This window comes from Nocardiopsis sp. MT53, assembly GCF_019598965.1.
GTDB classification, from domain to species: Bacteria; Actinomycetota; Actinomycetes; order Streptosporangiales; family Streptosporangiaceae; genus Nocardiopsis; species Nocardiopsis changdeensis.
Window position 1 is genome coordinate 2,319,312 of the sequence record NZ_CP080599.1, and the last position, 23,133, is coordinate 2,342,444.

Here is a 23,133-nt window from a genome sequence, read left to right on the forward strand (position 1 = left end):
ACGGCACACGAGAGAGAGGACACGCAGATGGACATCCGATTGGGGGCGCTGCTCGGTGAGATCAGCGCCGCCCTGGCCGACATCCCGGCGGACGCCCCCGCCTCCTACATCGGGGCCCGCGACCGGGCGCTCGTCCGCGCCCTGGACCTGGTCGTCGATGAGGGCGCGGACCCGGAGATCGTCCTCCCGGAGCTGATGGCGGCCCTCGAGGCGGCGTCCACGCCGCCGCTGGCTGCTCTCGAGCGGGGCGTGACCGACGACGCCCTCCGCGCGCTGCTGGGGCACGACTAGACCGCTCTCCCCGCCCTCCGTCCGAGCTGCGGGTGGGGAGAGCCCAAGAAGTCGCCCCCCGGTGCTTGCCGGGGGGCGACGGCCCGGGATCGCGGCGGCCACCGCCCCGGGCCACGGAATCACCGATACGAGGAAGGGTACGGATGCAGACCACCACGGTCGAGGGACCGAAGTCCTGGCACAAGAGCACGTACAGCCAGGGCGTCACGAACTGTGTGGAGGTCGCGGAGGGGCCGACCACGGCCGTCCGCGACACCCAGAACCGGGAGCTGGGGCACCTCGTGTTCCCCGGCGGCGAGTGGGCCGCGCTCCTGAAGGCGGCCGCCTGATGGGCAAGAAGCGCGACGAGGACGACGAGAAGACGAAGGAACTCCTCCGCACCCTCGGGAAGGCCGCGCAGGCATCCCGGGACGGCGACGAGGACGCTCTCGGGCGCGCCGTAGCCGACGCCCGCCGTCAGGCCCGGGATCTGGGCTACCCGGAGGAGTGACCAGACCCCCGTCTCCGCCCCTGGGGAGGGACACGGAGACGGGCACGGGCCGCCGGGGGTTGGAGGACCCCCGGCGGCCCACCACAGACCCCCGCTCTGGTCCCTGAGGAGGGAGACGGGGCGGGCGCGGGAGTAGGGACCCCGCACCACGGGGCCGCCGGATGGGTGCCGGCGGCCCCACCATTCGGCCACACGGCATCACGTACAGCTACACGGGGGACACATGGCGCCGCTCCGCCATATGCGATTTCAGCTCGACCTGTGGATGGACGAGCAGCAGGAGGCCCGGTACCGGGCCGACCGGACTCTCCGGCCCGAGGACGACGTCCGGCCGGATACGGCCACGCGGGTCTTGGAGGAGGTCGACGGCCTGGGCCAGCTGAACGGGTGGTGGCACGCCGAGATTCGCACTCGGTGAGTCTGGCGGCCCCCGTCGCGCGCCAGCGGCGGGGGTTCCCCCTGGGGCTTGTATGTATCGATCGATACATGTACTGTTCAATACATGGACAGGGAGCAAGAAGCCCTCGAAGCAGAGCTCGAAAACTACGCCCGCGTGATCGCCGGACGTGACAGCCTCATCGTCAGAGCCCGACGCGCCGGCATCACCAAGCACCGCATCCACAAGGTCACCGGAATCAGCCGGTCCACCATCGACCGCGTACTCGACAAGGAGTTCCCTATGTACACCTGTGACATCTGCGGATTCAAGAGCCGTCGCCCGCTCATCGAGGGCCCGCTCGGCACCTGCTACCGGTGCCCTGCCCGCACCCAGCACATCGCCGCGACGGACGGTCCCCTCCCGGGGCACGCCCTGTGCGAGGCCATTCCCGTGTACGACGGGCAGGGCCGCGACGACGCCCCGGCCTGCCCCGTGTGCGTCCACGCCCAGGAGACCGGCGTGGACCCGCTCCGGCACCGCGACATGGTGTTCCTGGGATTCGTGATCACGACCCGCCCCGAGCTGTGGAAGCACACCCCGCACGACAGTCTGCTGTGGGAGACCGAGCGTGGTCGCCGCCTGGTCCGCGACGGCTACCTCGTCGACCACGGGGAGACGTTCGAGGCCACCGACAGCGGCCGGGCCCTGTGCGAGGCCTACGAGGAGGCGTGGAGGGGCACTCCGCAGGCCAACGCCAACCACTCGATCGCGATTGCGATGGGTCTCCGCGCCGTCGAGCCCGCACGCGGCTAACCCCCTGCTCCCCGCCCACCCGGGCGGAACCAACCCGAGAGGACACCATGGACAACCCGTTCACACTGCACGTCGCCCGACGCCCCGAACACGTGCAAGTTGCCGAGATCACCGCCGAGACCATTCCCGCCCTGTTGGAACACCTGGCTTCGGTAGGGGTCGAAGCCACGGCCACCCTGCCCGAGACGCCCGAGGACACTTACTGCGTGCTCCGGTGGACCTCCCCGGACCCGGACGGGAAGCCGCGCCGGTACGTGGCTTCGGTGGGCTTCTGCATCGTCCGTCTCCCCGACGGCCGGTTCATCCGCATGAGCCGTGACGCGCTGGCCGACTACTACACCCCCACTGCGGCCGCGGTCGATCTCGCGACGCTGCCCCTCATCGACTGACCGACCTGAGAACCGGCCCACCCCGCCCATCCTGTGGGCGGGCCCCCAGCCCCGCGCACGCGGGGATGCCGCCCACCCCGGGGCGGACCCGAACCCCCTGAACGGAGCACCCTGTGCAGTACGTCGCCCTCATGTCCGCTGTCCGCCTCGCCGGGAACCCCGAGAACCACATCGTCGCCGTCCACACCTGGGAGGACGGCGACCTCGGGACCCAGGTCACTTCTGATATCGACACCCACATCCCCCACGCCGACGAGACCCTCCACACCGCCCAGACCTGCGCGAAGCTGGCGCTGGCCGCCCAGGGGTGGAGGGTCACCGGGGAGTGGGTCCTGTCCGGCAACGGCTGGTACGCCGACGCCCTCGACGCCCGCCGGGTCACCCCCGACCACATCCGGGACCTGTACGACGCCCAGGCCGACCGGGAGCCCTCCGCCATCGGCCTGTCGGACCTCCGGTACATGGTCCTGGCGGACTCCGGCGACGGGGAGGTGTCCCCCGTCGTCGCGGACACCGCCCAGGAACAGGGCTGGGAGGTCCTGTACTCCGCTGAGGTGCTGATCGGGTGGCTCGACGGGACCGAGCTGACCGACGCCGACGCTGAGGCGATCGCGGCGGAGATCAACACGAATCTCCTGAACCGCTGACACAGCCGACTCCGCCGGGTTATGGTGGAGCCAATCCCCTCGGGGAGCGCCCGCACAGGCGGGTATGGACCAACTAACAGGTAGATCTACCTGTTCAGGTCATATGTCCCGCGCACGCGGGAATGGGCCACTACGCCGTTTCACGGTGAAGACCCAAGCAGTACGCCCCCGCGCACGCGGGGATGGACCGCGAATGTTCTGGAAGGCGGGGGAAACCCTCCACCCAGAAGGTCCCTTTGCTCCGCGCACGCGGAGATGAGAACCCCGCCCGAGGGCGGGGTTTCTGCTTCCCCCAGGAACGCGAAAAGCGCCCCGCCTCCCAGTACGGGAGGCGGGGCGCTGTGCTGCTCAGAGGTTCGTCACCCGGAGCGGCCCGTAGATCGCGGTCCGCCGGGTCCCGGCCCGGACCACGTCGAGCCGCCACACGAGATCCCCGGGCGTCGCCAGGTAGCCGCGGTTGATCATCGCCAGGGCCAGGCCCTGGGCGGCGTTCACGACGGTGATCTCCCCCGTCGTGGTGGACAGGATCACCGTTGCCGGGTCGGTGTCGAGCTGGTCGACGGTGTCCTTGATGACCAGCTCGAGTACGGCGTCGGTGAGGTCGTAGGCGGTCCCGGCGTCCGGGTCGGTGATGCTGAGGTCGATCTCCTCGTCGTTCCACTCGTAGACGGTCAAGGTCTGGTGTGTCGCCACGGCGTCACCTCCTGCTCGCGGTGCCGTCGATGCGGCTGGTCGGGTGTGCGGCTCCACCGAGGCGGCCGGACGGCCGCGCGGTCCCCTCCGGCTGGTGCACGATGCGGGCGACGGCCTGCACCGGCGGTACCGGCTCGATCAGCTGGTGCGCCTCGGTGGTGAGCGCCAGCTGCGCGATGGCGGAGCCCGCGGTGTGCTTGGTGCCCTGCACGGTGCCGACAACGCCGAGCTGCGCGACGGCCTGGCCGAAGGCATGCTTCGTGCCGTCCGCCTCGGTGATGGTCCCGAGCGACGCGACCGCTTCACCCGCGCCGGCCTTGGCCCCGTCGACGACCCCGGACGCCCCGAGGACCGCCAGGGCGTTGCCGCCGCGGCCGCCGGACGGCGACGCCAACGCCCCGAGGGCCGCCACCGCTTCACCGGCAGCGTGCTTGGTGCCCGAGGCCGGGGTGAGCAGCGCCCCCAGGGCGGCGACCGCATCACCGCCCGGGAGTGCCGCGGGCCCGAGCGGGCCGGAGTCCGACACCGCCACGTGGGACAGGTACAGCGGCGGCGGGGTCGGCTGAGCCTTGAGTACCCAGATGGCCAGGTCCATGGCCGCGCCGGTCTCCGGACCGATCTCGCCGTCCGCCGGGACCAGGCCGTAGGCCAGTTGGAAGCTCTGCACCGCGGTGGCGGTGCCGGGCCCGTACTGGCCGTCCGCGCCGCCCGGCGCCAGGTATCCGAGGTCGATGAGCTGCTGTTGGCGGAACGACACCTGGCCGCCGGTGGTGGCGTCGGTGGCGCCCTGCTGGAGCAGGACTCCGCGCCGGTACCGGTACCCGGTCACCTCGAGGGACCGGCCGACGTCCCGGTTCAACCAGGTGTGGACGCGGGCGCCGGTGGTGGAGTGCCCGGGGTAGATGCGGCTGATCAGGTCCGTGCCGGTGTACTCCAGCTCGATCCGCCACCACTGCCCGGTGGCCACGGCCGATCCGGTCTCGGTGTCCCAGTTGATCGCCGCTGACGCGAGCCCGGACGGCTGGAGGCGCGTCCCGGCGTTGCCGGCGGCGGTCGCGTGGGTGACGTACCCGAGGCCCGTCCCTGGGAAATGGACGTGCCAGCGGACTTCGTTGATGCCGTACCCGGCGTCCTGTAGCGGCGGCATCCAGGCGTACCAGCGCGCCCACCACGGGCCCGTGGCGGGCAGGGCGATGGGTCCGAGGCGGGGTGTGTCGCCCCGGTGGTAGCCGGTGGACAGCTGCACGGTGGTGAGGCCGTGCACGGTCTGGGTGGCGGAGTACAGCGCCCTGCTGGGCGAGAGAATGCCGACGGCCCCGGCCCGAGCCGTCCGCGCCAGCGAGGACGCGGACGGCTGGGTTCCGGTGACCCCGGACAGGGAGTTGTTGACCGTGGTCGCCACGGTGGGCCCCTCCCTACGCCGGAGTGATGTCCGACTGGGTCACGCGGACCAGGAGGACCGTGTACGTGCCCGCCGCCCCGTAGCTCTCCGGGGTGGACAACTTGATGGAGCCTTGCCATACGGGGGTGCCGGAGGCGTCCCACAGGCCCAGGTGGGTCACGGTGTGGCCGCCGGGGATGTCGAAGGTGATCTGCGCGGCGGCGTCGATCTGTCCGCCGCTGGCGGGGTCCCAGGTGATCGGCTGGCGGGCGTAGGTGCCGCCGGTGACTTCGCCGGTGCCGGTGGTGCCGCCGTCGGTGGTGTGCATGGACGCGGTGACGGCGCCAGCAACGAGACCTTCGAGGGTCCTGTCGAGGGCGACGGTCTGAAACGCCATCGGGGCTACGCCTCCTCGGTGTCGTCGCGGCGGGTGTGCGGGGCCAGGTACGCGGCCACCAGGGCGGCCAGGTACACGAACCCGTGGGCGACCGCCTCCGGCATGTCGAGGCCGGCCAGGGACGCGAGCCAGACGAGGACCAGGGCGACGCCACCGGCGCCGCCCGCGGCCGTCACCTTCTTCTCCGGCAGGTAGCGCGCGGGGTCGCGCGGGGTCGCGTGCATCAGGCCCCCTTCAGCTTCACGGTGCCGCTGATCTCGGCAGTCGCGGGGAGAGCGCCCCCACCCCCGCCGCCCGCGATGAGCTTCCGGGCCTCCGCGATGGCGACGGCCTGGATGAGGTGCGCGTAGGCGGTGCCGGTGATGCTGCTCGCGTTCGTGACCGAGGAGCCGACGCTGTGGCGGAGCGCGAGCATCATCTCCGACGTCGCGGGCCCCCACTCGCCGTCGCAGCCGTAGGGCGCCAAGTACGAGCCGAAGCCCGCGAAGGTCCCGAGCCGCTGCACGGCGATGACCTCCTCCTTCTTGCCGGTGGCCTTGCCGTCGCCTTCGCGAAGTCCGATCAAGGGATTGTCTCCTTCTGTGCTGATGGCGCCGGGCGCCTGGGTGAAAGTGCCGTCCTTGACGAGCGCGTAGGCGCGGTCGCCGGGGCAGCTGGTGGCGATGAAGTCGCGGTGGCCCAGGACCTTGCCGGACACGCCGTGGTCCTCCATGAGCCACTGGCGGAGCCAGCGGACGGCGTTGATCTGGTCGTCGGTCGGGGTCTCGCCGGGGCCCAGCCCGAGCGTCACCGAGTAGTGCGTGGTGTTGCCGCCCGGCTGGGCGGCCTGCTCCCGGTGGAGCCCCCGGCCCTCCACCACGTGGCCCTGAGGGGTCGCGGCGAAGCTGTACCCGACGTCCCGCCAGTTGCGGGACGGGCCGGTGTGGAAGTCGCGGGTGCGCTGCCAGTAGTCGAGGAAGTCGTCGAGGTCGCCGTTGACGAGCCCCTGGTCGCTGCCGTCGTAGTGGACGACGAGACCGGACTTCGGGTCGGCGTAGGCGGCCGGGGAGGTGGCGGACCACCCGAGGTCCTCCCGGCTGATGTAGAGCGGTGGTCGGGGCATGGCGCCTCCTGGCATGGGAAAGCCCCCGGCCGGGCGGCACGGGGGCGGGCGGGTGGGTTGTGGGCTACGTGGCGAGCAGCTGGAGCGCGAGCAGCACCGCGCCGACGAGGAGAGAGAACCCGGCGGTGATCACCGCGGCCCGCACCATCCGGCGGTCCGCGGCCCGGCGGTCCTCCGCTGCCTTCTCCGCGGCCTCCTCCGTGGCCTCCTTCTGCTTCGCGTCCGCGCGGAGCTCCGCGACCTCCGACCCGAGGCGGGCTATCCGCTCCTCCGTGAGGCGCTTGTCGGCCTCGTAGACGTCGGAGGACACGCGGCCGCCGATCTCACGGCGGAGGTCGTCGAATCCCTTGCGCATCTCCTCGCGCATCAGGGTCAACAGCTCTCCCAAGTGCGCATAGTTCGGGGTGGGTGTGGTCATGGGGTTCCGGGTCTTCTAGATGGGCGCCGTCGACGACAGCACCGGGCGAGTGATCTGACGAGTCCGCGCGTCCAGCTGGTCGGCCAGGTCCCGCGCGTACATCGGCGCCCCCCGCGGGGAGGTGTCGCCGCCCTCCCGCGGCCCCTCGAGGAGGAGGGTCACCCGCTCGGGCTGGCCCCGGTCCGGGGCAGCGATCTCCATCCCGATCACGCGGCGGATCTCGTCGAAGGTCGGCGCCCCGTTCGCGTCGAGGGGCCACCAGTCGTTGACCAGGGTCAGCCGGGCGCGCTCCCCGAGCCGGTCGGGGGTGAGCGTCGGGGACTCCCCGAGCCGCACGTCGACCTGTAGGGAGTGCTGGGCGCCGGCGCGGTGGGCCGCCCACCAGGCGGCGTAGTCCCCGAGGGTGGAGCCGCTGGTCACCGTGGGGTAGTCGCGGGTCTCCTCGAGCTGGGCCCACCCGGCGGACCGGTGGTCCTGGGAGAACACCTGGAACACGGACCGGTACCCGTTGCCGTCTGCGGCGTCGCCGCGGGCGGTGTAATGGGTGCCGGTGCCGGTGGCGTCCACGCTGTGCGACCAGGACAGGACGTTGCCGGGCTGGGCGAACACGTGCGTGCGCGCGGTGTTCCCGAGGAGCGGGGCGACGTAGAACTCCCGCACCCTCGCGCCGGAGGCGTTCGGGTAGGTGCGGACGTACCACTCGGGTCCGCCGATCACCTCCGACAGCTGCTCGAGGCGTTCCCCGACCGTCGCCAGGTCGTGCCCGGAGTACGTCCGGTCACGGAGCACACCGGAGGTGGCCGGGCCGCCCCCGATGATGCCCAGCTGCAACGCGCCGCCGCTGGTCTGGGCCTGCTTGCGGCGGACGATCTCCCGGGCAATGAACAGCTGGTCCTGCTGCACGTAGGTCTGCGTGGAGTCGATCTGTACGCGGTGGAACCACGACTCCAGCGACTCGCCGGACAGCTCCGCCGTGATGCGGCCGCGGTCGTCGGACGACACCCGGCCGCGCCAGATGATGTACGACCCCCACAGCTGGCCGTTGCGCCAGACGTGGCAGATGGTCCGGCCGGGCCCCGTGCTGATGTCGTCCTCTCGGGGCGGGAGGATGCGGGCGACCTGCTGTGCGGTGGTGCGGTTGGTGATCGGCACCCGCGCGGAGAACGGGCCGGGCTGCACGATCCGGCGCCCGTAGCGGACGCCGCTGAGGGCCAGGTCCGTGATGTGCTGGTCGGTGAGCAGGTCACAGAACTGGTACCGGTACGAGGGCATGGGTCCCTTCCGTTACAGGTAGGCGTGCCGGTAGGTGACGTGCGCGCGGGTGGTGGCGCCGGTGCCGGTCGCGGCCAGGGCCACCGTGGACGTGCCCACGGGGATGGCCAGCGCCTCGACCGGCACGGACCCGGCGGTGAGGGTGCCGGTGATGTCGTCCCCCCACGACGCGGTCACGGTCCCGGCGTGGCAGTCCAGGGTGAGGGACTCCCCGGCGAACATCGTCACGGCGAACCCCACGGACAGGGGCGGGCGGCCGGGCCGGGTCACGGTGATGGTGGGGGTGGTGCAGGGCCCGTAGATGGTGATGGTGGGGCGGCTGGAGGTGGTGCCCTGCTGGGGCGCCGGCCGGGCCGCGCCCGGGACGATGGCCAGGTGCACGGGGTCGGGGTCGTACCGGATCGGGTCCGGGCACGTCCATTGGAGGGTGAACGGCACGTGCCCCAGCCTCGAGTACTTGTCCAGGCTGATGACGCGCAGGGAGACCCGCGCGTCGACGGTGAGGGACTCGCCCAGCACCGTCGCCACCAGCGGCCACAGCGTGTCATCATCGGGCACCGCGCACACCCGGCGGAGGTCCCGCACCCGGTCTCGGATGTCCACGGGCAGGGCCCGGATGCGCCCCGTGACGGTGACGGTCCGGGCCTGCGCGTAGGAGGTGCCCGCCCACGACCCGTGCCGGGCCGGGCGGGGCTCGTCCCCGGAGTCCAAAGGCGGCATGTCCTCCCACCCGTCGAGGCGGAGCAGCTGGTAGACGCTGGGCGGCCCGAGGGTGAGCCCCTGCCACGCGAGACTGTCCGGCAGCATCAGACCCCCCTCCGTGCGCTCACGAGCCCGTACAGGGCCTCTCCGACGTCGTGCGGCGACATGCGCTCGGTGGCGTGGAAGTGCTCCACCCACACCGCCGGGTCCTTGCCGCCCCGGTCCGGGCCGGGGATGCCGTCCGCGGCGGACCGCTGGCCGGGCACCGCCAGGGCGCCGGTCATGCTGTCCGCGATGCCCGCCGCCATCCGGTACGTGGCCGAATCCAGCCGGGCCTGCCCCAGCTGGAGGCCGGCCGCGATGCCCTCGGGAATCCACCGGCCGACCTGGTCACGCATCACGCGAGACGGGGAGGAGATCCCCAGGGCCTCCTTGGCCGACTCCAGCGCGCTCGAGGCGATGCCGCGGAGCTTGCTGTAGAGCCTGCCCGCGGCGCCGGTCACGCCGTTGATCACGCCCTGGATCATGTCCCGGCCGACCGACGACCAGGAGGACAGCTTCGAGCGGACCGTGGAAAGCGCCTGGCTGAAAAGGCTCGTGATCTTGGATTTCATCCACGACCACGCTGCGGACGTGGCGTTTTTCAGTCCATTCCACGCGCCGACGATCCCGGACCAGATGTTGTTGGCCGTGGACTTCACGGAGCCCCAGGCGGAATTCCAAATCCCCTGGATGAATTTCAGGGTGGCGGAAAGGCCGTTCGAGATGATCTTGATGGCTCCGCCGATGATGCCCTTGAGGGCTTCCCAGATTCCGGCGCCGATTTGCTTGACGCCATTCCAGGCGCGATCCCAGTCCCCGGTGATGAGCCCGAGGACGGTATTTAGGATTCCCTTGATGACTTCGAGGCCGCCCGAGACGATCCCGGAAATGATCTCCCAGAGTCCCTCTAGGATTCCGATGATCTCGGTGCCGAAGTTCTCCCAAATCCAGGTGAGGAATTCTGCTGCCTTGGAGAGGATTTCCCCGATCAGCTCCCCGCCGAGGCTGAAGATCTCGCCCAGCTGGGACCACCACTCGCGGATGGTCTCGAGGATGTCGGAGGAGGCCAGGGCCTCCCACAGGTCCTCTAGGATCGGCTGGAGCGCCTCCCAGAGCTCCTCCGCCCCGCCTCGGATGTACTCCCACGCCGACGACAGCGAGCCCGCCATTTCCATGATGGCGTCCCGGAATCCCCCGGCCTTTCCGGCGGTGTCGGTAAGGGTCGTCCCGAGGAGGACCATGGGGGAGAGCAGCCCTAGGAGGCCGCCCGGGATGTTCTCATTGATCCAGACGTAGGCGATGCTGAGCCAGTCGACCAATTTAATGATCTTGCCGACCAGGTCGATCGCACCGGTGATGATCCCGGCGAAAGGCTCCGGGTTCTCCTTGATGGTCCCGAAGAGGTCCGAAAGGGATTCCCAAATTCCCCCTAGGGATTCCTCCAGGTCTGGGCCGAGTGCTCCGAGGAGGGAGTTGAAAGCCTCGGTGGCTTCATCAATGACCGGGCCCGCGCCCTCGAAGGCCCCGAAAAGGAGTTCCGAGAATTCGGAAAGGACCGGCGCCATTTCCGCAAAAGCGGATTCGAGATGCGGGGAAAGGGAGTCAAAAAGGCCTTGCAGGTCCCCGGCGACGTCGACCAGGGTCCCTTGCAGGGGTTCGGCCATCCGCTTCAGGTCGCGGACGACGTTGTCCTTCAGGTCCGAGAACGCGTCCTGGACCTCCTGGGCCTGGGCGGCCGCGGCCAGGCCCACACCGGCGATGGCACCGCCGAACGCGAGCGCGAGCCCGAGCCCGACCGTGGCGCCGAGCAGGGGCAGCGCCGCCAGGGCCACGCCCACCACGCCAACCATCACCCACACGTTCGACGAGATCGCGCCGAACGCCTTCGTGAGCCCGCTGCTGAGGCCCCCGCCGGCATCGGCCCCGGCGCTCATCAGCCGCGGCCGCTCCCCGCGGATCGCGCCCAGGAGGCCGTTCCCGAACCCCTGGCCCGAGCGGGCCCCGGCGCCGGAGGCGTCGATGTCGTCGAGCGCGTCCTCGATGCGGTTGGCGGCGACGCGCGCCTCCGCGGCCGCACCGGCGAGTCCTCTGCTGTACCCCCGGTCCTCGAGGTCCATGGTGGCGACCAGTTCGCCCACGTTCATCGCCAAGGGGGTTCACCCCCCTCGGGTCATCACGTGGCGCCTGGGCGCCTCACAGGTTGCGGAGCAGGTCCCGGGCGGCTTCGCCGTCGACGACCTGGTCGGGTTCCTTCTCGAGCAGCCGCCAGAACACGGTGTCTCTGGGCATCGCCAAGACGAGGGCGTGGAACTGGCGGACGGTCATGTCCGCGAGCGCTTCCGCTTGGATCCCTTGCGCGAGCGCCCAGCCTTCGAGCGCCCACCAGTACTTTCGGAGGCACCGCTCGAAGCGCCCTTCGCGCGGAGCGCCTTCTCCCGGAGCAGACGCTCCGGGGCTTTTCCCGTGGTCACCGCCTCGTAGGCGTCCCGCCAGGTGATCGGGGATCCGCCGGCGCGGGCGATGCCCCACGCCATGACCACCGCGAGGCGCTGGTAGGTCATCCCGGCGTCGTACCAGCGCTGGAAGGACCCCTCCCCGAACAGGTCGTCGAGGGCGGCGGCGATCTCCTCGTCGGAGACCTCGACCAGGTCCAGGCGCTCGATGCGCCGCTTGGTGCGCAGGGTGACGGTCCGGGGGGAGGGCACCCGGACCCGGACACCGAGGATGGTCTCGGTCTCCTCCTGGGCCTCGACCTCCGCCCAGAACTCGTCATGGCTCTGGTTCTCAGCGGCGCGTTCGGCCGCGGCCTCCGCCGCGTCGGTGTCGGCGTGCAGCCGGGCGGCCTCCGCGAGGGCCTCCTCGACGTTCATCAGAGCACCGCCACGGTGGTGCTGGGCCCGGACCGGCTCAGGGTGGCGTTGAAGCTGGTGTTTTCGTTGTGGTTGCCGCCCTGTTCTCCCACGCTGGTGGTGGCGTCCCAGACGGTCCACTCGGTGTCCATCGGGTACCTGAACCGGTACATGGCGTGGCTCTCGATGCCGAACTTGCCGCTCGCGTTGGCCGTGACGAGGGCCTGCCCCGGCTCGAGGGCGCCGGTCGTGTCGTCCTTGACGAGACGGCCCTCGAGGGTGAGGGTGGCGCCCTCCTGCATCTTGTCCTGGGAGTAGAAGCCGTTCGACTCCATGGTCGTGGTGTCGACGAACTCCTCGTTCTCCGCCCGGTTCACGGTCACGGTGAGCTTTCCGCCGACCTCGGTCCACACGGGGGTGGTGGCGCCGTCGCTGACTTCGAGGATGATGCTCCGCGCGGGCACCTGGTGCAGGACCATCGCGGACCTCCTTTGCAGGGTGGGGCCCCGCGCGGGCGGGGCCAGGGGTGGGTGTGGTTCAGAATCCGGGCCGGGCCGTCGTGGGGCGCTCCAGCACCAGGCGGACGTTCACCGTCCACTCGTGCCGGCCGTTCTCGTCCCGGCCGATGTAGGCCGGAGCGCCGCCCTGGCAGACGGCCATCTGGAGCCAGGTGCCGCCCGGGAGCGCCCGGTACATGAGCCCGTTGAGGGCGTCGTAGGCGGCCTGGGCCAGGGCCTCCCCCGGGGCGGGGTTGTCCTTGGTGCCGCGGATGCGCAGCTGCACGCGGACGTCGTCCTCGGGCAGGCCGCCCAGGGCGTCGGCGCCGTCCCCATACAGGGCGATGGCCAAAGCGACGTCAGGAGCGAGCGGTAGGGACGTGGCGAACAGGTTCCCGCCAGCGCTCCCGTCGAGCCGGTACTCGCCGACGCCCAGCTCGTCCAGGAGGAGGCCGATCTCGTCGGTCAGGGTCACGGCCCGAGCGCCTCCCTCACCTGGGCGGCCACGATCTCGAGGAGGGTCTCCCGCTCCCGGTTGAACGGGTCCTCCAAGTACTTCGCCTTCCGGCCCGGGTCGTGCCGCCAGGTGAGTTCCTCGTGCTGTCTCCTGGCGTACACGGTGTCGAAGTACACGGCGCCCTCCCGGCCCCGCACCACGGCGGTACCGGACCGCTCGAGGGTGCCCTCCTCGAGGGGGGCCTCCTTGCGGGACTCCCCGAGGAGGTGCTCCATCGCGAGCCCGAGGCCCTTCTCCGCGGCCTTGAGGGCTTCGCGGCGGGCGTCGTCGCCGTCCCACTTCAGTCGAACGCTGCTGCTCATGTGAGGCTCACCTCCAGATGGGACGGGACAGGGAGCTTGCGGCCGTCGTAGCGGACCGTCGTGATGACGGTCGGGGTGGTGCCGTCCGGGAGGCCCACGCGGGACCCGGCCGGGAAGTGGTCGGCGTCGGCCAGGCGCACGCGGAGGGTCGTGGTCGAGACGACCTCGTCCCCCTCGGTGCGGGTGACCTTCCGCCGCCCGGCCTCCATCAGGGCCCGGACGGTGACCGGCGGCCCGTACACGGGCCCGTGCGCTCCCGCGCCCGTGTACGGCTCGACGGTGATGTCCCACCCCATGCGGCGGAGCAGGGCTCCGGGGATGGTGCCGGGCATCAGCACCACCACCCGGGCGGGCCGGTGCGCGGCCCGTGGCCGGTCAACCCGGCCTGCTGGAGGATCAGGTAGGACTGCTCCGGCAGGCCCGCGCGGGCGGCCGCGGCCGCGGTGGCGGAGGCCTGGCCCCCGCCGGCGCCGCCGGTGCGGCCCCCGCCCAGCGAGATCGGACCGGCCGCGACCGAAGTCCACGCCCGGGGGTCCCCGATCCCGCCGTCCTGCTCGCTGCCGTCCATGCCGTTGTCCGCCCACCACGCACAGAGTTCGAGGGTGGCGTCGCGGAGGGCGGCGGCGGTGTCCGGTTCGGTGCGGTCGTAGATGGCGGACAGCAGGGCGCCCCGCACGCGGCGGGACGCCCGGTTGAGCATCCGCTCGGGGTTGTCGACCGGCTCGTCGAGGTAGGCGTTGAGCTCGGTCACGGTGGCGTAGGGGTCCACGCGCTCACCCCCCGCCGTTGGTGTCCTCGGGCTGCTCGTCGGCCGGGGCCAGGGCGGCGGGCTCCTCGACCAGGTACCAGCCGTCCGCCTCCCGGGCCTTCTCCCGGGCCATCGCCTGGAGGCCGATGCGGGTGTCCTCGAGGGACTTGGGGACGGTGCGGACCCGCTCGACGACCTGGCCGCCCTTGCGGTGTTCGTAGAAGGCCATCAGGCGTCACCCCCGTCCGCGGGCGCGTACCGCTCCACGAGCTGGTCGCGGGTGGCGGCCTCCGCCTCCTCCTCGGGCATGCCCTGGGCGACGGCGTAGGCGAGCCAGTCGGCCTTGCTGGCGGACTTCGCCGGCCGGGCGGGCGGCTGCTCGCCGCCGCCCTGGCCGCCGTCCTCCTCGGGGGCCTGCTCGACCGCCTCGACCTTGTAGCGGTGGCGGTGGAAGTACGCGAGCACCCCCTCGTCGGAGGTCTCGCCCACCCCGTTCGCCAGGGCCACCCCGGCGACGACGCCCGTGTACCCGGGCACCGGGGCCGTGATCTTGTGCAGGGTCATGGGTTAGGCCACCTTCACGTTGCGCAGGACGGCCGCGGCCTTGGTCGACTTCAGGGCGACCGCCACGGGACCGAGTTCGACCTCACCGAGCTTGACCGCGCCCGCGGTGGAGAAGTCCGGCGGCCACTGGCGGATGCGGACCCCGCCGGTGGTGGACACGCCGTGGAAGCCGCTCATGTCCACGCGGTAGGCGTAGAGGTCGGTGAGGCCGGTCTCGGCGGTGCCGCCCACGGTTCGGCCCTCGACCGGGATGATCGGGGAGTTGCTGCCGGCCTTGTCGCCCGGGTCCGCGAAGATGGCGCCGCCGTAGGACTCCCGCACGACGGGTCGGCCGAACTGGTCGACGAGGCCGTCGACGGGGTTGCGGACGTACATGCCGGTCCGGCGCACGATGGCGCGGATCTTCGCGAGCGCGGCCCGGTTCCCGAGGATGACGGTCGGCATGCCGTCGAGCAGCCCGAGCCACTCGTCGAGGGTGTCGAGGGCCTTGTGCTTCACCGAGGCGTCGGTGTCCAGGTCCGACCAGTCGGTGACGGAGGTCGCCCCGAACTCCGTGGTGGAGCCGGTGAGGGCCTTGTCGAGGCCGTCGAACCCGTTCGCGTCCACGGCGGTGTCACCGTTGATGACGAGGTCCTGGAACTGGGTGCGGGTCGCCTTGATCTTCTGGCTCATGTTCAGCTCGACGGCGCCGCTGGCCGCGGGGCCGATCTCCCCGACGATGCGGTCGACCTCGAAGCTTCCACCCATGACCGCGAGGTCGGTGGTGTACCGCTCGGTGGTGACGTTCTGCGGGGTGTACTCGCTGTTGATGGCGCGGGTGGAGGCGGTGGGCTGGGTGATCAGGCGCCGGTACCCGTAGGTGAGGGTCGCGCCGCCCCCGGACGGGTTGACCGCGTCGTCCCAGATCAGGGTGTCCAGGATCGTCGATTCCTTGCGGAACTCGTCGATGACGGCCAGGTCCACGGCGTCGGTGGTGTTGTTCTTCGCTTCCGCGAGAGTGACGGGCATCGGGTGCCCTCCTTACTTCTTGGCGTAGTGGGAGCGGAGGGCCGCGCCCAGCCCCTTGGGCTGGTCGGGGGCGCCGGGCCTGCCGGTGCCGTCGCTGCCTCCGCGGGTGCCGCCGGGCGCCTGGCCGCTGGCGTAGTGGGGGTGGTCGGCGACCGCCTTCTTGATGGCGTCGGAGACCTGCTTGTCGTAGTCGGCCGCGGCCGGGTCGAGCTTGCCGACGGCGTCCATGAAGGACCGGGAGTCGGTGAGCGCGACCGGGTTCGCACCGTGCTTGCCCGCGGCCCGGTAGACCGCGAGTTCGGTCGTGGCCGCGGCGAGCCTGGCCGCGGTCCCGTCGTCGGTGGCCGGTGCCTGGCCACGCTGCTGGCCGGGCGCCTGGCCCTGGCCGTCCTGCTGGCCGGTGTCCTGCTGGCCACCGGCGCCGCCCTGGCCACGCTGCTTCAGCTGGCGGTTCTCCTCGCGGAGGTTCTCCACCAGGCGCTGAAGGCGCGCGGGGTCGAGCGGCTGTCCGTCCGGGCCGACCGGCGGCGCCTGGCCGCCCGGCTGCTGCCCGGCCTGCTGCTGGCCACCGGCCGCGCCCGGCTGGCCAGCACCCTGGCCACCGTCGCCACCGGCCTGGCCAGCGCCCTGGCCACCCTGGCCGACACCGGCCGTGCCGCCCTGGCCGTCGCCGCCGGACCCGGACTCGTCGCCCCCGAGCTGGGGCCAGACGATCCGGCCGGACGGCAGCACACCGAGCGCCCGAAGGCCGGTGCGCGGGTGGCGGGGAAGTTCGATGGACATGCGTCGCCTCCTGGGCGTGGGAAAGCCCGCGGCGCCTGTCCGCGGGCATGAGAAAGCCCCGCACCGGGGGCCGGTACGGGGCGGGTCAGAAGAGGGTCAGGCGGGGGGCGCCCCAGTCTCAGGGTCGAGGCCGAAGATGCCGCGCGCCCGCGCGTGGAACTCCTGCTCGGCGTCGGCCGGCGGGTTCACGTCGAGGTAGTGGAGGTTGTAGTCGGAGACCTGGCGCCGCTCCGGGGCGTCCGGCCGGAACTCGACCTCCCCGTCGAGGTGCTCGGCGGTCCACTCGGCGTGCAGGTCGGACAGGGCGCGGAGCCGATCCACCTGCGCCTGTGAGGGGCGCACGGGACGGGCCCGCCGCCACGAACGGTCTCGGGTCATAGCCACTTCACCCCTTGCCAGTCGGACCCCAGCATGGCGCGCTTACCGATCCAGGACGCATCCCGGCCGGTGTGCTGCGGCTGGCGGCCGCACTGGGACAGCTCATACGCGGTCGGGTAGTCGTCGGACCCGAACGGCTCGTCGTTGAACCGGTCGAGCAGGGCCTCCGCCGCGGCGATCTCGAATTGCAGGCCCGGCCGGTCCGGGTCGTCCGACGCCATCGACGCCAACTCGGTTTCCGCTCTGGCGAGTTCCCGCTCCAGCTGGTTCGCCAGGTCGATGGCGTCGTGCTCGTCCGCCCAGGTGAAGCCCTGCCGCGCCCACGTGTACCCGCCCACGTCGATGTTCGCGTGGACCTCGATCCTCTCAAACCCGCTGTGCCGGTACCAGCGCTCGAGGAACCCGTTCCACGCCTCCGCGAACCCCTGGCCGCGGACCGACCGGTCGAGGTTCAGATAGTCGTGGATGGCGTACAGGATGCCGCCGCCCTCCCGGCGGAAGGTCCGCTCCACCGTCCCGACGTAGGTGTCGTTCTGGCTGTGGATGTCGGCGGAGAACTGGGTCTCGTCCTCGTTGATGTCGGTGCTGCTGATGGCGATGGTGAACCCGTTGTAGTCGCGGCTCTCGAGGACGTCGGTGAGGGCGTCGCGGATCTCGTCCTCACGGTTGAGGGCGTCGTCGTAGTCGTCGGGGATGAGGTCCCCGAGCCGGATGAACCCGGGCCCCAGGGGCGCGGATCGCGCCTGCTGGGCGGCGGACCGGGCGGCCTGCCGGGCGGCCTCCAGCTGTTGCCGGTGGGCCTCCTCCGCAGGGTTCGGGGCGGGGTTGACGGCCAGGAGCGGCCCGGCCTGGCGGGGCTGGTCGGCCGCGCGTACCCCGCCGGCGGGGTTGAACAGGTCCGGCTGCACGTCCGGACCCAGCGGGGTCGCCGGGTTGGAGGTGTCGCCGCCGGGCGGGGTGGAGCCCGCGCCGATCTGCTCCCGGTACCGGAGCCGCTTGAGCTCCGGGTGGTCGTCGAGGTGCTTGCGCATCTCGCGCTGCCAGTCGAGGACCTTCCGGCGGGCCGCCTTCTTGGCCTCGTCCGTGGTGGCCGCGGCCTCCTGCTCCTTCCACTTCCGGATCTTGCGTTCGATCTCGCGCTGACGCATCCGCGCCTTGTACTGCTCGGGCTGGGCGGTCGCCCGCGGGATCTGGGTGACCCCCGGCAGGTACGCGGACACGCTGTGGCGGCAGTTCGGGTGGAACAGGCCCGCGGCCCTGGCCTCCGCCAGGGTCCCGGCCGGGTGGACCGTCACCCACGCCCGGGGGCGGAGCGGGTTCGGTGCGGCCGTGCCCACGGTGGCCTCACCGCGGAACAGAATCTTGCCCTCCCACGGGCGGCACAGCTGGCACTCCTGGGCGTGGTCGGACACGTACACGTACTTCACGCCCAGGTCCTCGAGCCGGGACGTCTGCCCCTCGACGGCCGCGCGCGCGGACGCCGTCCGGGTCGCCATCTCGACGTAGCTGGACAGCCGCCACCGGCGCCCGGACCGGTCGGTGAACCCCAGGATGCCCCGGTTCACCAGGGCGGCCCACGCGGCCTGTGTGGCGTCCCGCCGGGTCTGGCCGCCGGCCAGCATCCGGGCCGTGGCCCCGGCGATCGCGGACCGGTAGGCGTCGAGCGTGTCCCTCAGGATGTTCTGCACCACCTGGCCGACGTCGCGCACGAGCGCAGCCGCGAGCGCCTGAATCGCGCCCTGCTGGGGCACCAGGTCGCGGGCGGCCTCCGCCGCCTGCGACAGCCCCGACGCCGGGAACCAGGCCGCGGGCAGGTCCGCCACCGCGGCCCGGGTGCCCAGCCGCCAGGCGTCGGCCACGGCCTGGCGGAGCGCCGTCGACCCGTTCCCCGTCAGCGCCGTCTGCACCGCGCCGGCGGCCCGGCGGAGCGACGCGAGCGCGTCGGCCCGGGGCTGGGCGAACGCGGTCGGGGCGCCCGGGTGCTCGCGGAGGTGGTCGCGGATCTCGCGCAGGAGCGCGAGTTCCCCCTCACGGTAGATCGCAGCGACGTTCGCCACGATCTCGTCGACGTCGTCGGGGTTCACACCGGGCACCGGCGGCCACCCCCTGTCCGGCTACTCGCCGTCCTCGGGCTCGTCGCCCTGGTCCTCGTTGTCCTCGAGCCGGTTGGCGGCCAGGCCCTCAGCGGCGCCCATCCACGGGTCGGCGTCGGTGACGGCCGCGCGCTCCCGCTCGATCCGGGCCGCCTCCTCCTGGACCTCGGTGTCGGTCCACTCGGGGTGCTGGCGCTTCACCACCAGCCACGTGCTGATGGCCTCCGCGGCGCGGAGCATCTGAATGGACCGGGCCTCGGATTCCCGGGACGGCCGTTCGGCCGGGGCCATCTCGACCGTGGGCGGGTCGAGGACGTCCACGCCGCTGTCGAACTGGGCGGCGTCGAGGGCAAGCCACGCCTGCGAGATCCGCCTCAGAGCGGTCTTGACGTACATGCCCTTGCGCTCGGTCGTGGTCATCGACGCTTCCTTGCGGTCGACGACCTCCGTCGCGGTGCGCTCTCCCTGCTCGGCCAACCCGAAGGTGCTGGGGCTGTACCCGCAGGACCGGGCGATGGTGGCCAACAGGTCGTCCTTCGTCGCCCGGTGCTCCTCGTGGCGGATCTGGAACTGGGCGACCGTGATCCCGAACCCGGGAGCCTTGGGGTCGACGTTGATCTCGTCGTAGACCTCACGGTCCAGGTCGAAGTACGACCCCTGGCCCTCCCCGAGGGACTCGAGCACACCGGCCGGGACGGCGATGCGGCCCTTGCCGAGCCGGATGTCCCGCATCCAGCTCGTCATCGTCTGGTCGATGGCGTCCATCTCGTCCCACACCGGGGCGGCGTAGTCGGACCGCCCGAGGTACCCGCGGTCACGCCGGTTCGGCCGGATGTTGGGGATGTGGGTCGCCGTCAGCATGCCGATGCCGGTCAACTGTCGGCCCTGGTCGTCGGTGAGCGCGTCGAGGTGGGCGGCGTCGGGGTGCCGGTTGAAAGGCCTCCGGGTCCCGAGGTTCGCGGTCGTGCCTTCGTAGAGGCCGTACTCGATCAGGCCGGCCCCGTCCTCAACGGCGTGCCGCTCCAGCAGCCGGAGCACGACGTCGCCCTCCCGGGACAGCTCCCGCCAGAACGTCACCTCGATCAGGCGGCCGTACCGGATCGTGGGGATGGCCATGTCCCCGGGCCAGACCGTCAGGAGGGCCCGGTCGGGGACGGCCTCCCGGTCCCACACGGTGGCCAGGTAGCAGTCTCCGAGGGCGGCGCACAGCTCGAGGCCCTCGAGGAGGCGCATGTGGAGGCCGCCGTCTTCGGCCAGCTGGTCGAACCGGGTCTGCGCCTGGGCGTTCTCGAACCGGATCGTGGGCGCCTCGCTCGCGAGCAGTCCGGCGGAGGCGGCGGCGATGTCTCCGGCCACGGGGACGTGTACGCGGCGTTCGGGTTCGTCGAGGCGGCGGCTCTGGGCCCACAGGTACGCCTGCACGCTGGGCCGGTCGCGGTCGCGCTTGACGAGGGTGCCGTAGTACTCCGCGAGCTGGTATTTGTCGCCGGTGTACCAGACGTCTGCCTGGCGCATGTCGTCGTATGCGTCGACCAGGTTCTTCGGGGGCCAGGGGGTGTTCTCGTCGGGGAGCGGCACGGGGTCACTCCCTTCGGGTGTTGAGCCGGTTCGCGTGGGCGCGGGCGCGGGCGGGGTCGAGGTGGACGCCCCACGGCGCGATGCGGCGAGAGGGGAGCGCGATCACGTCCCACACGGTGGGGCGGCCGGGTCGGGCGGCGGCCAGGTGGGCGGGGAGCGTGCGCTCCCGCACGGCGTAGCGGGCGGCCATCAGTCGCCGGTCTCGGGGACGTGCCACGTGCCGGCGGGGTAGGCGCGGCCGCCGGTGTGGCAGCGGGCGCCCGGAGCGTCGTCGGCCGGGTCACCGACGCCGTGGAACACGCCCTGGTCGAAGAAGGCCCCGGTCGGGTTGAGCACCGCGAGTCCGACGTGTCCGATGTGATGTCCGGGCGGCCAGTCCTGGTAGGTGTCCACCAAGGTGACGATCGCGGCCCGGCACGCGGACGGGTACCGCTGGGTGCCGTCCGGCAGCACGGGGGAGCCGTGGGACACGTAGTGGACGACGTCGCCCACGCGGGGCGGCCAGTGAGCGGCCATGCTGGGGTGCCTCCTCAGGCGGTGGTGGGGTGTGCGGCGGCGAGCTGGGCGGCGAGCACCTGGCCGACCGCGCGCTCCTCGGGGGAGTCCTCCACCAGGTGGACGACGTCAGCGCCGGTGGCGCGGAGCAAGTCGACGTGCTGGCGGATCTCGTCCCGGTCGGCCGGGCGGAGCCGCTGGGCGCTGTGCAGCTCGATCACGACCAGGGGGCCGCGGGCGCCGCGGAGGTGGCAGGCCCGGTGCGCGGTCCGCACCCGGTGGCGGGGGATGCCGGCCGCGCGGGCGTGCCGGTGGGCGTTCGTGACGCTGCCGGTGATGTAGACGACCGGGGCCGTGGTGGTGTGCAGCAGCCGCATGGCGTGCTGGGCGGCGGCCAGGCCGGGCGGGATCTCGGGCACGCGGGTCTCCTCAGGCGGCGAGTTCGAGAATCGGGAGCTTGAGCGTGGACCGCCACAGCCACGCGGAGCTGTGCAGCCCGTACCGGAGGGCGTCAGCCGAGTGGTCGAACGCCTTGACCGGCTTGTCCTCCCCCTTGGCGGCCGCGTCGTCGTCCCAGGCGTAGGCGGGGAGTTCGGTGATGAGGCCGGTCGCGGACCGGTGGATGCGCAACCGGTCCTGGCCCATCACCGAGGACACGGTGCGGATGCCGTCGAGGACGTCGTTGTCGGCGGTGGCCACGCCGGGGTGCCGGTCGGCCCACAGCTGGGTCATGAACGACGCGGCGGACGGGTCGACATAGGTCTTCTCGGGGCGGACGCCGCGCGCCTGGGCGTGGTCGGCGCCGGTGATCTCCCCGGGGCGCGGTACCCGCTTGAGCCAGTCGCGGAGGGCGGCGGAGTACTGGGCGTCGGTCTTCTTCGCCCGTTCCTTCTTCGAGTCCCACCGGTATTCGCTGGTGACGTACATGCGGCGGTCGGCGCCGATCCCCAGGAGGACGGCGGCGAACGGGTTCGTGGTGCCGTAGTCGATGCCGCACGAGACCCATCGGGTGATCTCGGGGAGCCGGTCGACGACGTGCCGGTCGGGGTCGAAGCTGTCGTAGACGGCGCCCTCTGCGAGCGCCCACTCTCCGAGGATCAGCCGCCGGTACCAGAGGCCCACGCTCGAGGCGATGAGGTCGTCTCGGTACTCGGGGTCGAGGTGGGGGTTGTCGGTGAGCTTGAACGAGAACCGGTGCAGCGGCACCGTGTCGCCGTCGAACCGGTGGAGCTTGTCGTCTCGGTCGACCCAGAGGCGGGCTCGGTCGAGCCACTTGACCTTGCACCAGTGGAACGGTCCCTCGGGGTTGGTCGTGGCGTAGATGCGCGCCCCGGCCTGGCTCATGCGGGTGCGGAGCATCTCCCAGAAGCTTTCCGGGAGGACGGACAGCTCGTCGACGTAGGCGCCGAGCAGGGTCATGCCGCGGATCTTCTCCTGCGCGCGCTCGTCGTTCGCGCCCGCGATGTAGACGCGGCGGCCCAGGAGGTGGAGGGTGCCCTCTCCGGCGTTGAGCTTGCACCGGGAGGACCCGAGCATCTCGACCAGCGGGTCGATGATGTTGCGGCGGAGGGTGCGTTCGGTCTTGCCGACCATGAGGAGGTTGCCGGGCGGGGCCTGGCGCACGAACTGGAGCCAGGCGAGTAGGGAGCACACGGTCTTGCTGCTCCGGACGGTGCCCTCCCAGATGTTCATGCGGGCGGTGGCCAGCTGCACGCTCAGGGCCTGCTTGCCGACGAGGGGCTTGATGCTCATGCGGGGTCACCCCCGTCCGGGTTCGCCTCCTCGGTGGAGGGCTCGGGGGCGGGGGTGTCGCCGGTCATCGCCTGAAGCCAGGCGTCGACGGCGGGGAGGTTCAGGGTGTCGGCGTCGACAGCCTCGAGCTTGACGGCCTCACGGGCAGCCGCGCCGGCGGCCTGCACGAGCGCGCGCACGTCCTGGGCGGGCAGGTACTTCGCAGTCCACTTCACGAGCTGCCCGGCGGAGGGCTGGGCGAGGTCGTGCTCGGGGAGGTCGAGCCGGTCGAGCGCGTTGTGGGCCTGGGCGTAGAGGCGGAGGATCAGCTCGGTCCGGGCGGCGCGGGCGTCTTCGACCTTCGCGCGGGTGGCGGCGGCGGTGCGGCGCCGGTCGAAGGACAACCCGGCGTCCTTCGCGATGGTGCTGACGCTCTCCTGGGGAATGCCGAGTTCGCGGTGGATCTCGTTCCGGGACTTTCCAGCGGCGTGCAGTTCCTTGACGCGGCGGATCTTCTCGGGGTCGCGGCGGTGGTTCGGTTGGGCCACAGGGGATGCACCTCCCCGGGGCCGGA

34 protein-coding genes are annotated in these 23,133 nt (G+C 71.9%); 7 read left to right on the forward strand and 27 right to left on the reverse strand.

All coding sequences use genetic code 11. The annotated features are described in order from the left end of the window. Positions 1 to 27: 27 nt before the first annotated feature. The 7 genes from K1J57_RS10130 to K1J57_RS10160 all read left to right on the forward strand — a co-directional run bounded on the left by K1J57_RS10130 (position 28) and on the right by K1J57_RS10160 (position 3,009). Positions 28 to 291, forward strand: a complete 264-nt coding sequence (locus K1J57_RS10130; protein WP_220564171.1) for a hypothetical protein — start codon at positions 28 to 30, stop codon at positions 289 to 291. Positions 292 to 434: 143 nt separating this feature from the next. After that, complete coding sequence (locus K1J57_RS10135; RefSeq protein ID WP_220564172.1) at positions 435 to 620, forward strand: DUF397 domain-containing protein; 186 nt, start codon at positions 435 to 437, stop codon at positions 618 to 620. Then, positions 620 to 781 carry a hypothetical protein gene (locus K1J57_RS10140; RefSeq protein WP_220564173.1) on the forward strand — a complete coding sequence of 54 codons (162 nt, stop codon included), beginning with the start codon at positions 620 to 622 and terminating at the stop codon, positions 779 to 781. The genes K1J57_RS10135 and K1J57_RS10140 overlap by 1 nt, the downstream gene beginning before the upstream one ends. 241 nt (positions 782 to 1,022) lie before the next feature. Further along, positions 1,023 to 1,199 (forward strand): hypothetical protein, encoded by a 177-nt coding sequence (locus K1J57_RS10145; protein WP_220564174.1) that lies wholly within the window; start codon positions 1,023 to 1,025, stop codon positions 1,197 to 1,199. Between the two features lie 84 nt (positions 1,200 to 1,283). Continuing rightward, complete coding sequence (locus tag K1J57_RS10150; RefSeq protein WP_220564175.1) at positions 1,284 to 1,973, forward strand: hypothetical protein; 690 nt, start codon at positions 1,284 to 1,286, stop codon at positions 1,971 to 1,973. Between the two features lie 47 nt (positions 1,974 to 2,020). Next, entirely contained in the window at positions 2,021 to 2,362 is a 342-nt protein-coding gene (locus tag K1J57_RS10155) for a hypothetical protein (RefSeq protein WP_220564176.1), read from the forward strand. A gap of 113 nt (positions 2,363 to 2,475) precedes the next feature. Then, positions 2,476 to 3,009, forward strand: coding sequence for a hypothetical protein (locus K1J57_RS10160; RefSeq protein WP_220564177.1), 534 nt, complete (start codon positions 2,476 to 2,478; stop codon positions 3,007 to 3,009). Positions 3,010 to 3,357: 348 nt separating this feature from the next. Here the strand turns inward: K1J57_RS10160 and K1J57_RS10165 are convergent, their stop codons facing one another. The 27 genes from K1J57_RS10165 to K1J57_RS10295 form a co-directional block, all read right to left on the reverse strand. Next, on the reverse strand, positions 3,358 to 3,702 hold the full coding sequence (locus K1J57_RS10165) for a hypothetical protein (protein WP_255646946.1): 345 nt from the start codon (positions 3,700 to 3,702) through the stop codon (positions 3,358 to 3,360). A gap of 4 nt (positions 3,703 to 3,706) precedes the next feature. After that, the gene (locus K1J57_RS10170) at positions 3,707 to 5,104 is read right to left on the reverse strand and encodes a peptidoglycan-binding protein (protein ID WP_220564178.1); all 1,398 of its coding nucleotides are present in this window, start codon (positions 5,102 to 5,104) and stop codon (positions 3,707 to 3,709) included. A gap of 13 nt (positions 5,105 to 5,117) precedes the next feature. Beyond that, complete coding sequence (locus K1J57_RS10175) at positions 5,118 to 5,480, reverse strand: hypothetical protein (RefSeq protein ID WP_220564179.1); 363 nt, start codon at positions 5,478 to 5,480, stop codon at positions 5,118 to 5,120. Between the two features lie 5 nt (positions 5,481 to 5,485). Then, positions 5,486 to 5,704, reverse strand: coding sequence for a hypothetical protein (locus tag K1J57_RS10180; protein ID WP_220564180.1), 219 nt, complete (start codon positions 5,702 to 5,704; stop codon positions 5,486 to 5,488). Next, on the reverse strand, positions 5,704 to 6,582 hold the full coding sequence (locus tag K1J57_RS10185; RefSeq protein ID WP_220564181.1) for a peptidoglycan recognition family protein: 879 nt from the start codon (positions 6,580 to 6,582) through the stop codon (positions 5,704 to 5,706). Before K1J57_RS10185 ends, K1J57_RS10180 begins: the two co-directional genes overlap by 1 nt. A gap of 64 nt (positions 6,583 to 6,646) precedes the next feature. Beyond that, positions 6,647 to 6,970: a hypothetical protein gene (locus K1J57_RS10190; RefSeq protein ID WP_220564182.1), complete on the reverse strand. Its 324-nt coding sequence runs from the start codon at positions 6,968 to 6,970 to the stop codon at positions 6,647 to 6,649. A 45-nt stretch (positions 6,971 to 7,015) separates the two neighbouring features. Next, complete coding sequence (locus K1J57_RS10195; RefSeq protein ID WP_220564183.1) at positions 7,016 to 8,272, reverse strand: hypothetical protein; 1,257 nt, start codon at positions 8,270 to 8,272, stop codon at positions 7,016 to 7,018. Between the two features lie 12 nt (positions 8,273 to 8,284). Beyond that, positions 8,285 to 9,079 (reverse strand): hypothetical protein, encoded by a 795-nt coding sequence (locus K1J57_RS10200; RefSeq protein ID WP_220564184.1) that lies wholly within the window; start codon positions 9,077 to 9,079, stop codon positions 8,285 to 8,287. Beyond that, complete coding sequence (locus K1J57_RS10205) at positions 9,079 to 11,166, reverse strand: hypothetical protein (protein WP_220564185.1); 2,088 nt, start codon at positions 11,164 to 11,166, stop codon at positions 9,079 to 9,081. Before K1J57_RS10205 ends, K1J57_RS10200 begins: the two co-directional genes overlap by 1 nt. Positions 11,167 to 11,337: 171 nt before the next feature. Continuing rightward, the gene (locus K1J57_RS10210) at positions 11,338 to 11,886 is read right to left on the reverse strand and encodes a hypothetical protein (RefSeq protein WP_220564186.1); all 549 of its coding nucleotides are present in this window, start codon (positions 11,884 to 11,886) and stop codon (positions 11,338 to 11,340) included. Further along, positions 11,886 to 12,344 carry a phage tail tube protein gene (locus K1J57_RS10215; protein ID WP_220564187.1) on the reverse strand — a complete coding sequence of 153 codons (459 nt, stop codon included), beginning with the start codon at positions 12,342 to 12,344 and terminating at the stop codon, positions 11,886 to 11,888. Before K1J57_RS10215 ends, K1J57_RS10210 begins: the two co-directional genes overlap by 1 nt. Before the next feature lie 58 nt (positions 12,345 to 12,402). Then, complete coding sequence (locus tag K1J57_RS10220) at positions 12,403 to 12,837, reverse strand: minor capsid protein (protein ID WP_220564188.1); 435 nt, start codon at positions 12,835 to 12,837, stop codon at positions 12,403 to 12,405. Further along, positions 12,834 to 13,181, reverse strand: coding sequence for a hypothetical protein (locus K1J57_RS10225; protein WP_220564189.1), 348 nt, complete (start codon positions 13,179 to 13,181; stop codon positions 12,834 to 12,836). Before K1J57_RS10225 ends, K1J57_RS10220 begins: the two co-directional genes overlap by 4 nt. Beyond that, a complete protein-coding gene (locus tag K1J57_RS10230; RefSeq protein ID WP_220564190.1) occupies positions 13,178 to 13,513 on the reverse strand; it encodes a hypothetical protein in 336 nt (111 codons plus the stop codon). Before K1J57_RS10230 ends, K1J57_RS10225 begins: the two co-directional genes overlap by 4 nt. Then, on the reverse strand, positions 13,513 to 13,950 hold the full coding sequence (locus tag K1J57_RS10235) for a hypothetical protein (RefSeq protein WP_220564191.1): 438 nt from the start codon (positions 13,948 to 13,950) through the stop codon (positions 13,513 to 13,515). The genes K1J57_RS10230 and K1J57_RS10235 overlap by 1 nt, the downstream gene beginning before the upstream one ends. 4 nt (positions 13,951 to 13,954) lie before the next feature. Then, positions 13,955 to 14,158, reverse strand: coding sequence for a hypothetical protein (locus K1J57_RS10240; RefSeq protein ID WP_220564192.1), 204 nt, complete (start codon positions 14,156 to 14,158; stop codon positions 13,955 to 13,957). Next, on the reverse strand, positions 14,158 to 14,493 hold the full coding sequence (locus K1J57_RS10245; RefSeq protein ID WP_220564193.1) for a hypothetical protein: 336 nt from the start codon (positions 14,491 to 14,493) through the stop codon (positions 14,158 to 14,160). Before K1J57_RS10245 ends, K1J57_RS10240 begins: the two co-directional genes overlap by 1 nt. A 3-nt stretch (positions 14,494 to 14,496) precedes the next feature. Further along, the gene (locus tag K1J57_RS10250) at positions 14,497 to 15,501 is read right to left on the reverse strand and encodes a major capsid protein (protein ID WP_220564194.1); all 1,005 of its coding nucleotides are present in this window, start codon (positions 15,499 to 15,501) and stop codon (positions 14,497 to 14,499) included. A 12-nt stretch (positions 15,502 to 15,513) separates the two neighbouring features. Next, entirely contained in the window at positions 15,514 to 16,284 is a 771-nt protein-coding gene (locus K1J57_RS10255) for a hypothetical protein (RefSeq protein ID WP_220564195.1), read from the reverse strand. A gap of 96 nt (positions 16,285 to 16,380) precedes the next feature. Beyond that, positions 16,381 to 16,662: a hypothetical protein gene (locus K1J57_RS10260; protein WP_220564196.1), complete on the reverse strand. Its 282-nt coding sequence runs from the start codon at positions 16,660 to 16,662 to the stop codon at positions 16,381 to 16,383. Beyond that, entirely contained in the window at positions 16,659 to 18,755 is a 2,097-nt protein-coding gene (locus K1J57_RS10265) for a phage minor capsid protein (RefSeq protein WP_220564197.1), read from the reverse strand. Before K1J57_RS10265 ends, K1J57_RS10260 begins: the two co-directional genes overlap by 4 nt. A 21-nt stretch (positions 18,756 to 18,776) precedes the next feature. Next, the gene (locus tag K1J57_RS10270; RefSeq protein ID WP_220564198.1) at positions 18,777 to 20,333 is read right to left on the reverse strand and encodes a hypothetical protein; all 1,557 of its coding nucleotides are present in this window, start codon (positions 20,331 to 20,333) and stop codon (positions 18,777 to 18,779) included. A 4-nt stretch (positions 20,334 to 20,337) separates the two neighbouring features. Continuing rightward, entirely contained in the window at positions 20,338 to 20,523 is a 186-nt protein-coding gene (locus tag K1J57_RS10275) for a hypothetical protein (RefSeq protein WP_220564199.1), read from the reverse strand. Continuing rightward, the gene (locus K1J57_RS10280; protein WP_220564200.1) at positions 20,523 to 20,849 is read right to left on the reverse strand and encodes a hypothetical protein; all 327 of its coding nucleotides are present in this window, start codon (positions 20,847 to 20,849) and stop codon (positions 20,523 to 20,525) included. The genes K1J57_RS10275 and K1J57_RS10280 overlap by 1 nt, the downstream gene beginning before the upstream one ends. A 14-nt stretch (positions 20,850 to 20,863) precedes the next feature. Beyond that, positions 20,864 to 21,247, reverse strand: a complete 384-nt coding sequence (locus K1J57_RS10285; RefSeq protein WP_220564201.1) for a hypothetical protein — start codon at positions 21,245 to 21,247, stop codon at positions 20,864 to 20,866. Between the two features lie 10 nt (positions 21,248 to 21,257). Continuing rightward, the gene (locus tag K1J57_RS10290) at positions 21,258 to 22,580 is read right to left on the reverse strand and encodes a PBSX family phage terminase large subunit (protein WP_220564202.1); all 1,323 of its coding nucleotides are present in this window, start codon (positions 22,578 to 22,580) and stop codon (positions 21,258 to 21,260) included. Further along, positions 22,577 to 23,107, reverse strand: a complete 531-nt coding sequence (locus K1J57_RS10295) for a hypothetical protein (RefSeq protein ID WP_220564203.1) — start codon at positions 23,105 to 23,107, stop codon at positions 22,577 to 22,579. Before K1J57_RS10295 ends, K1J57_RS10290 begins: the two co-directional genes overlap by 4 nt. Positions 23,108 to 23,133: the final 26 nt, after the last annotated feature.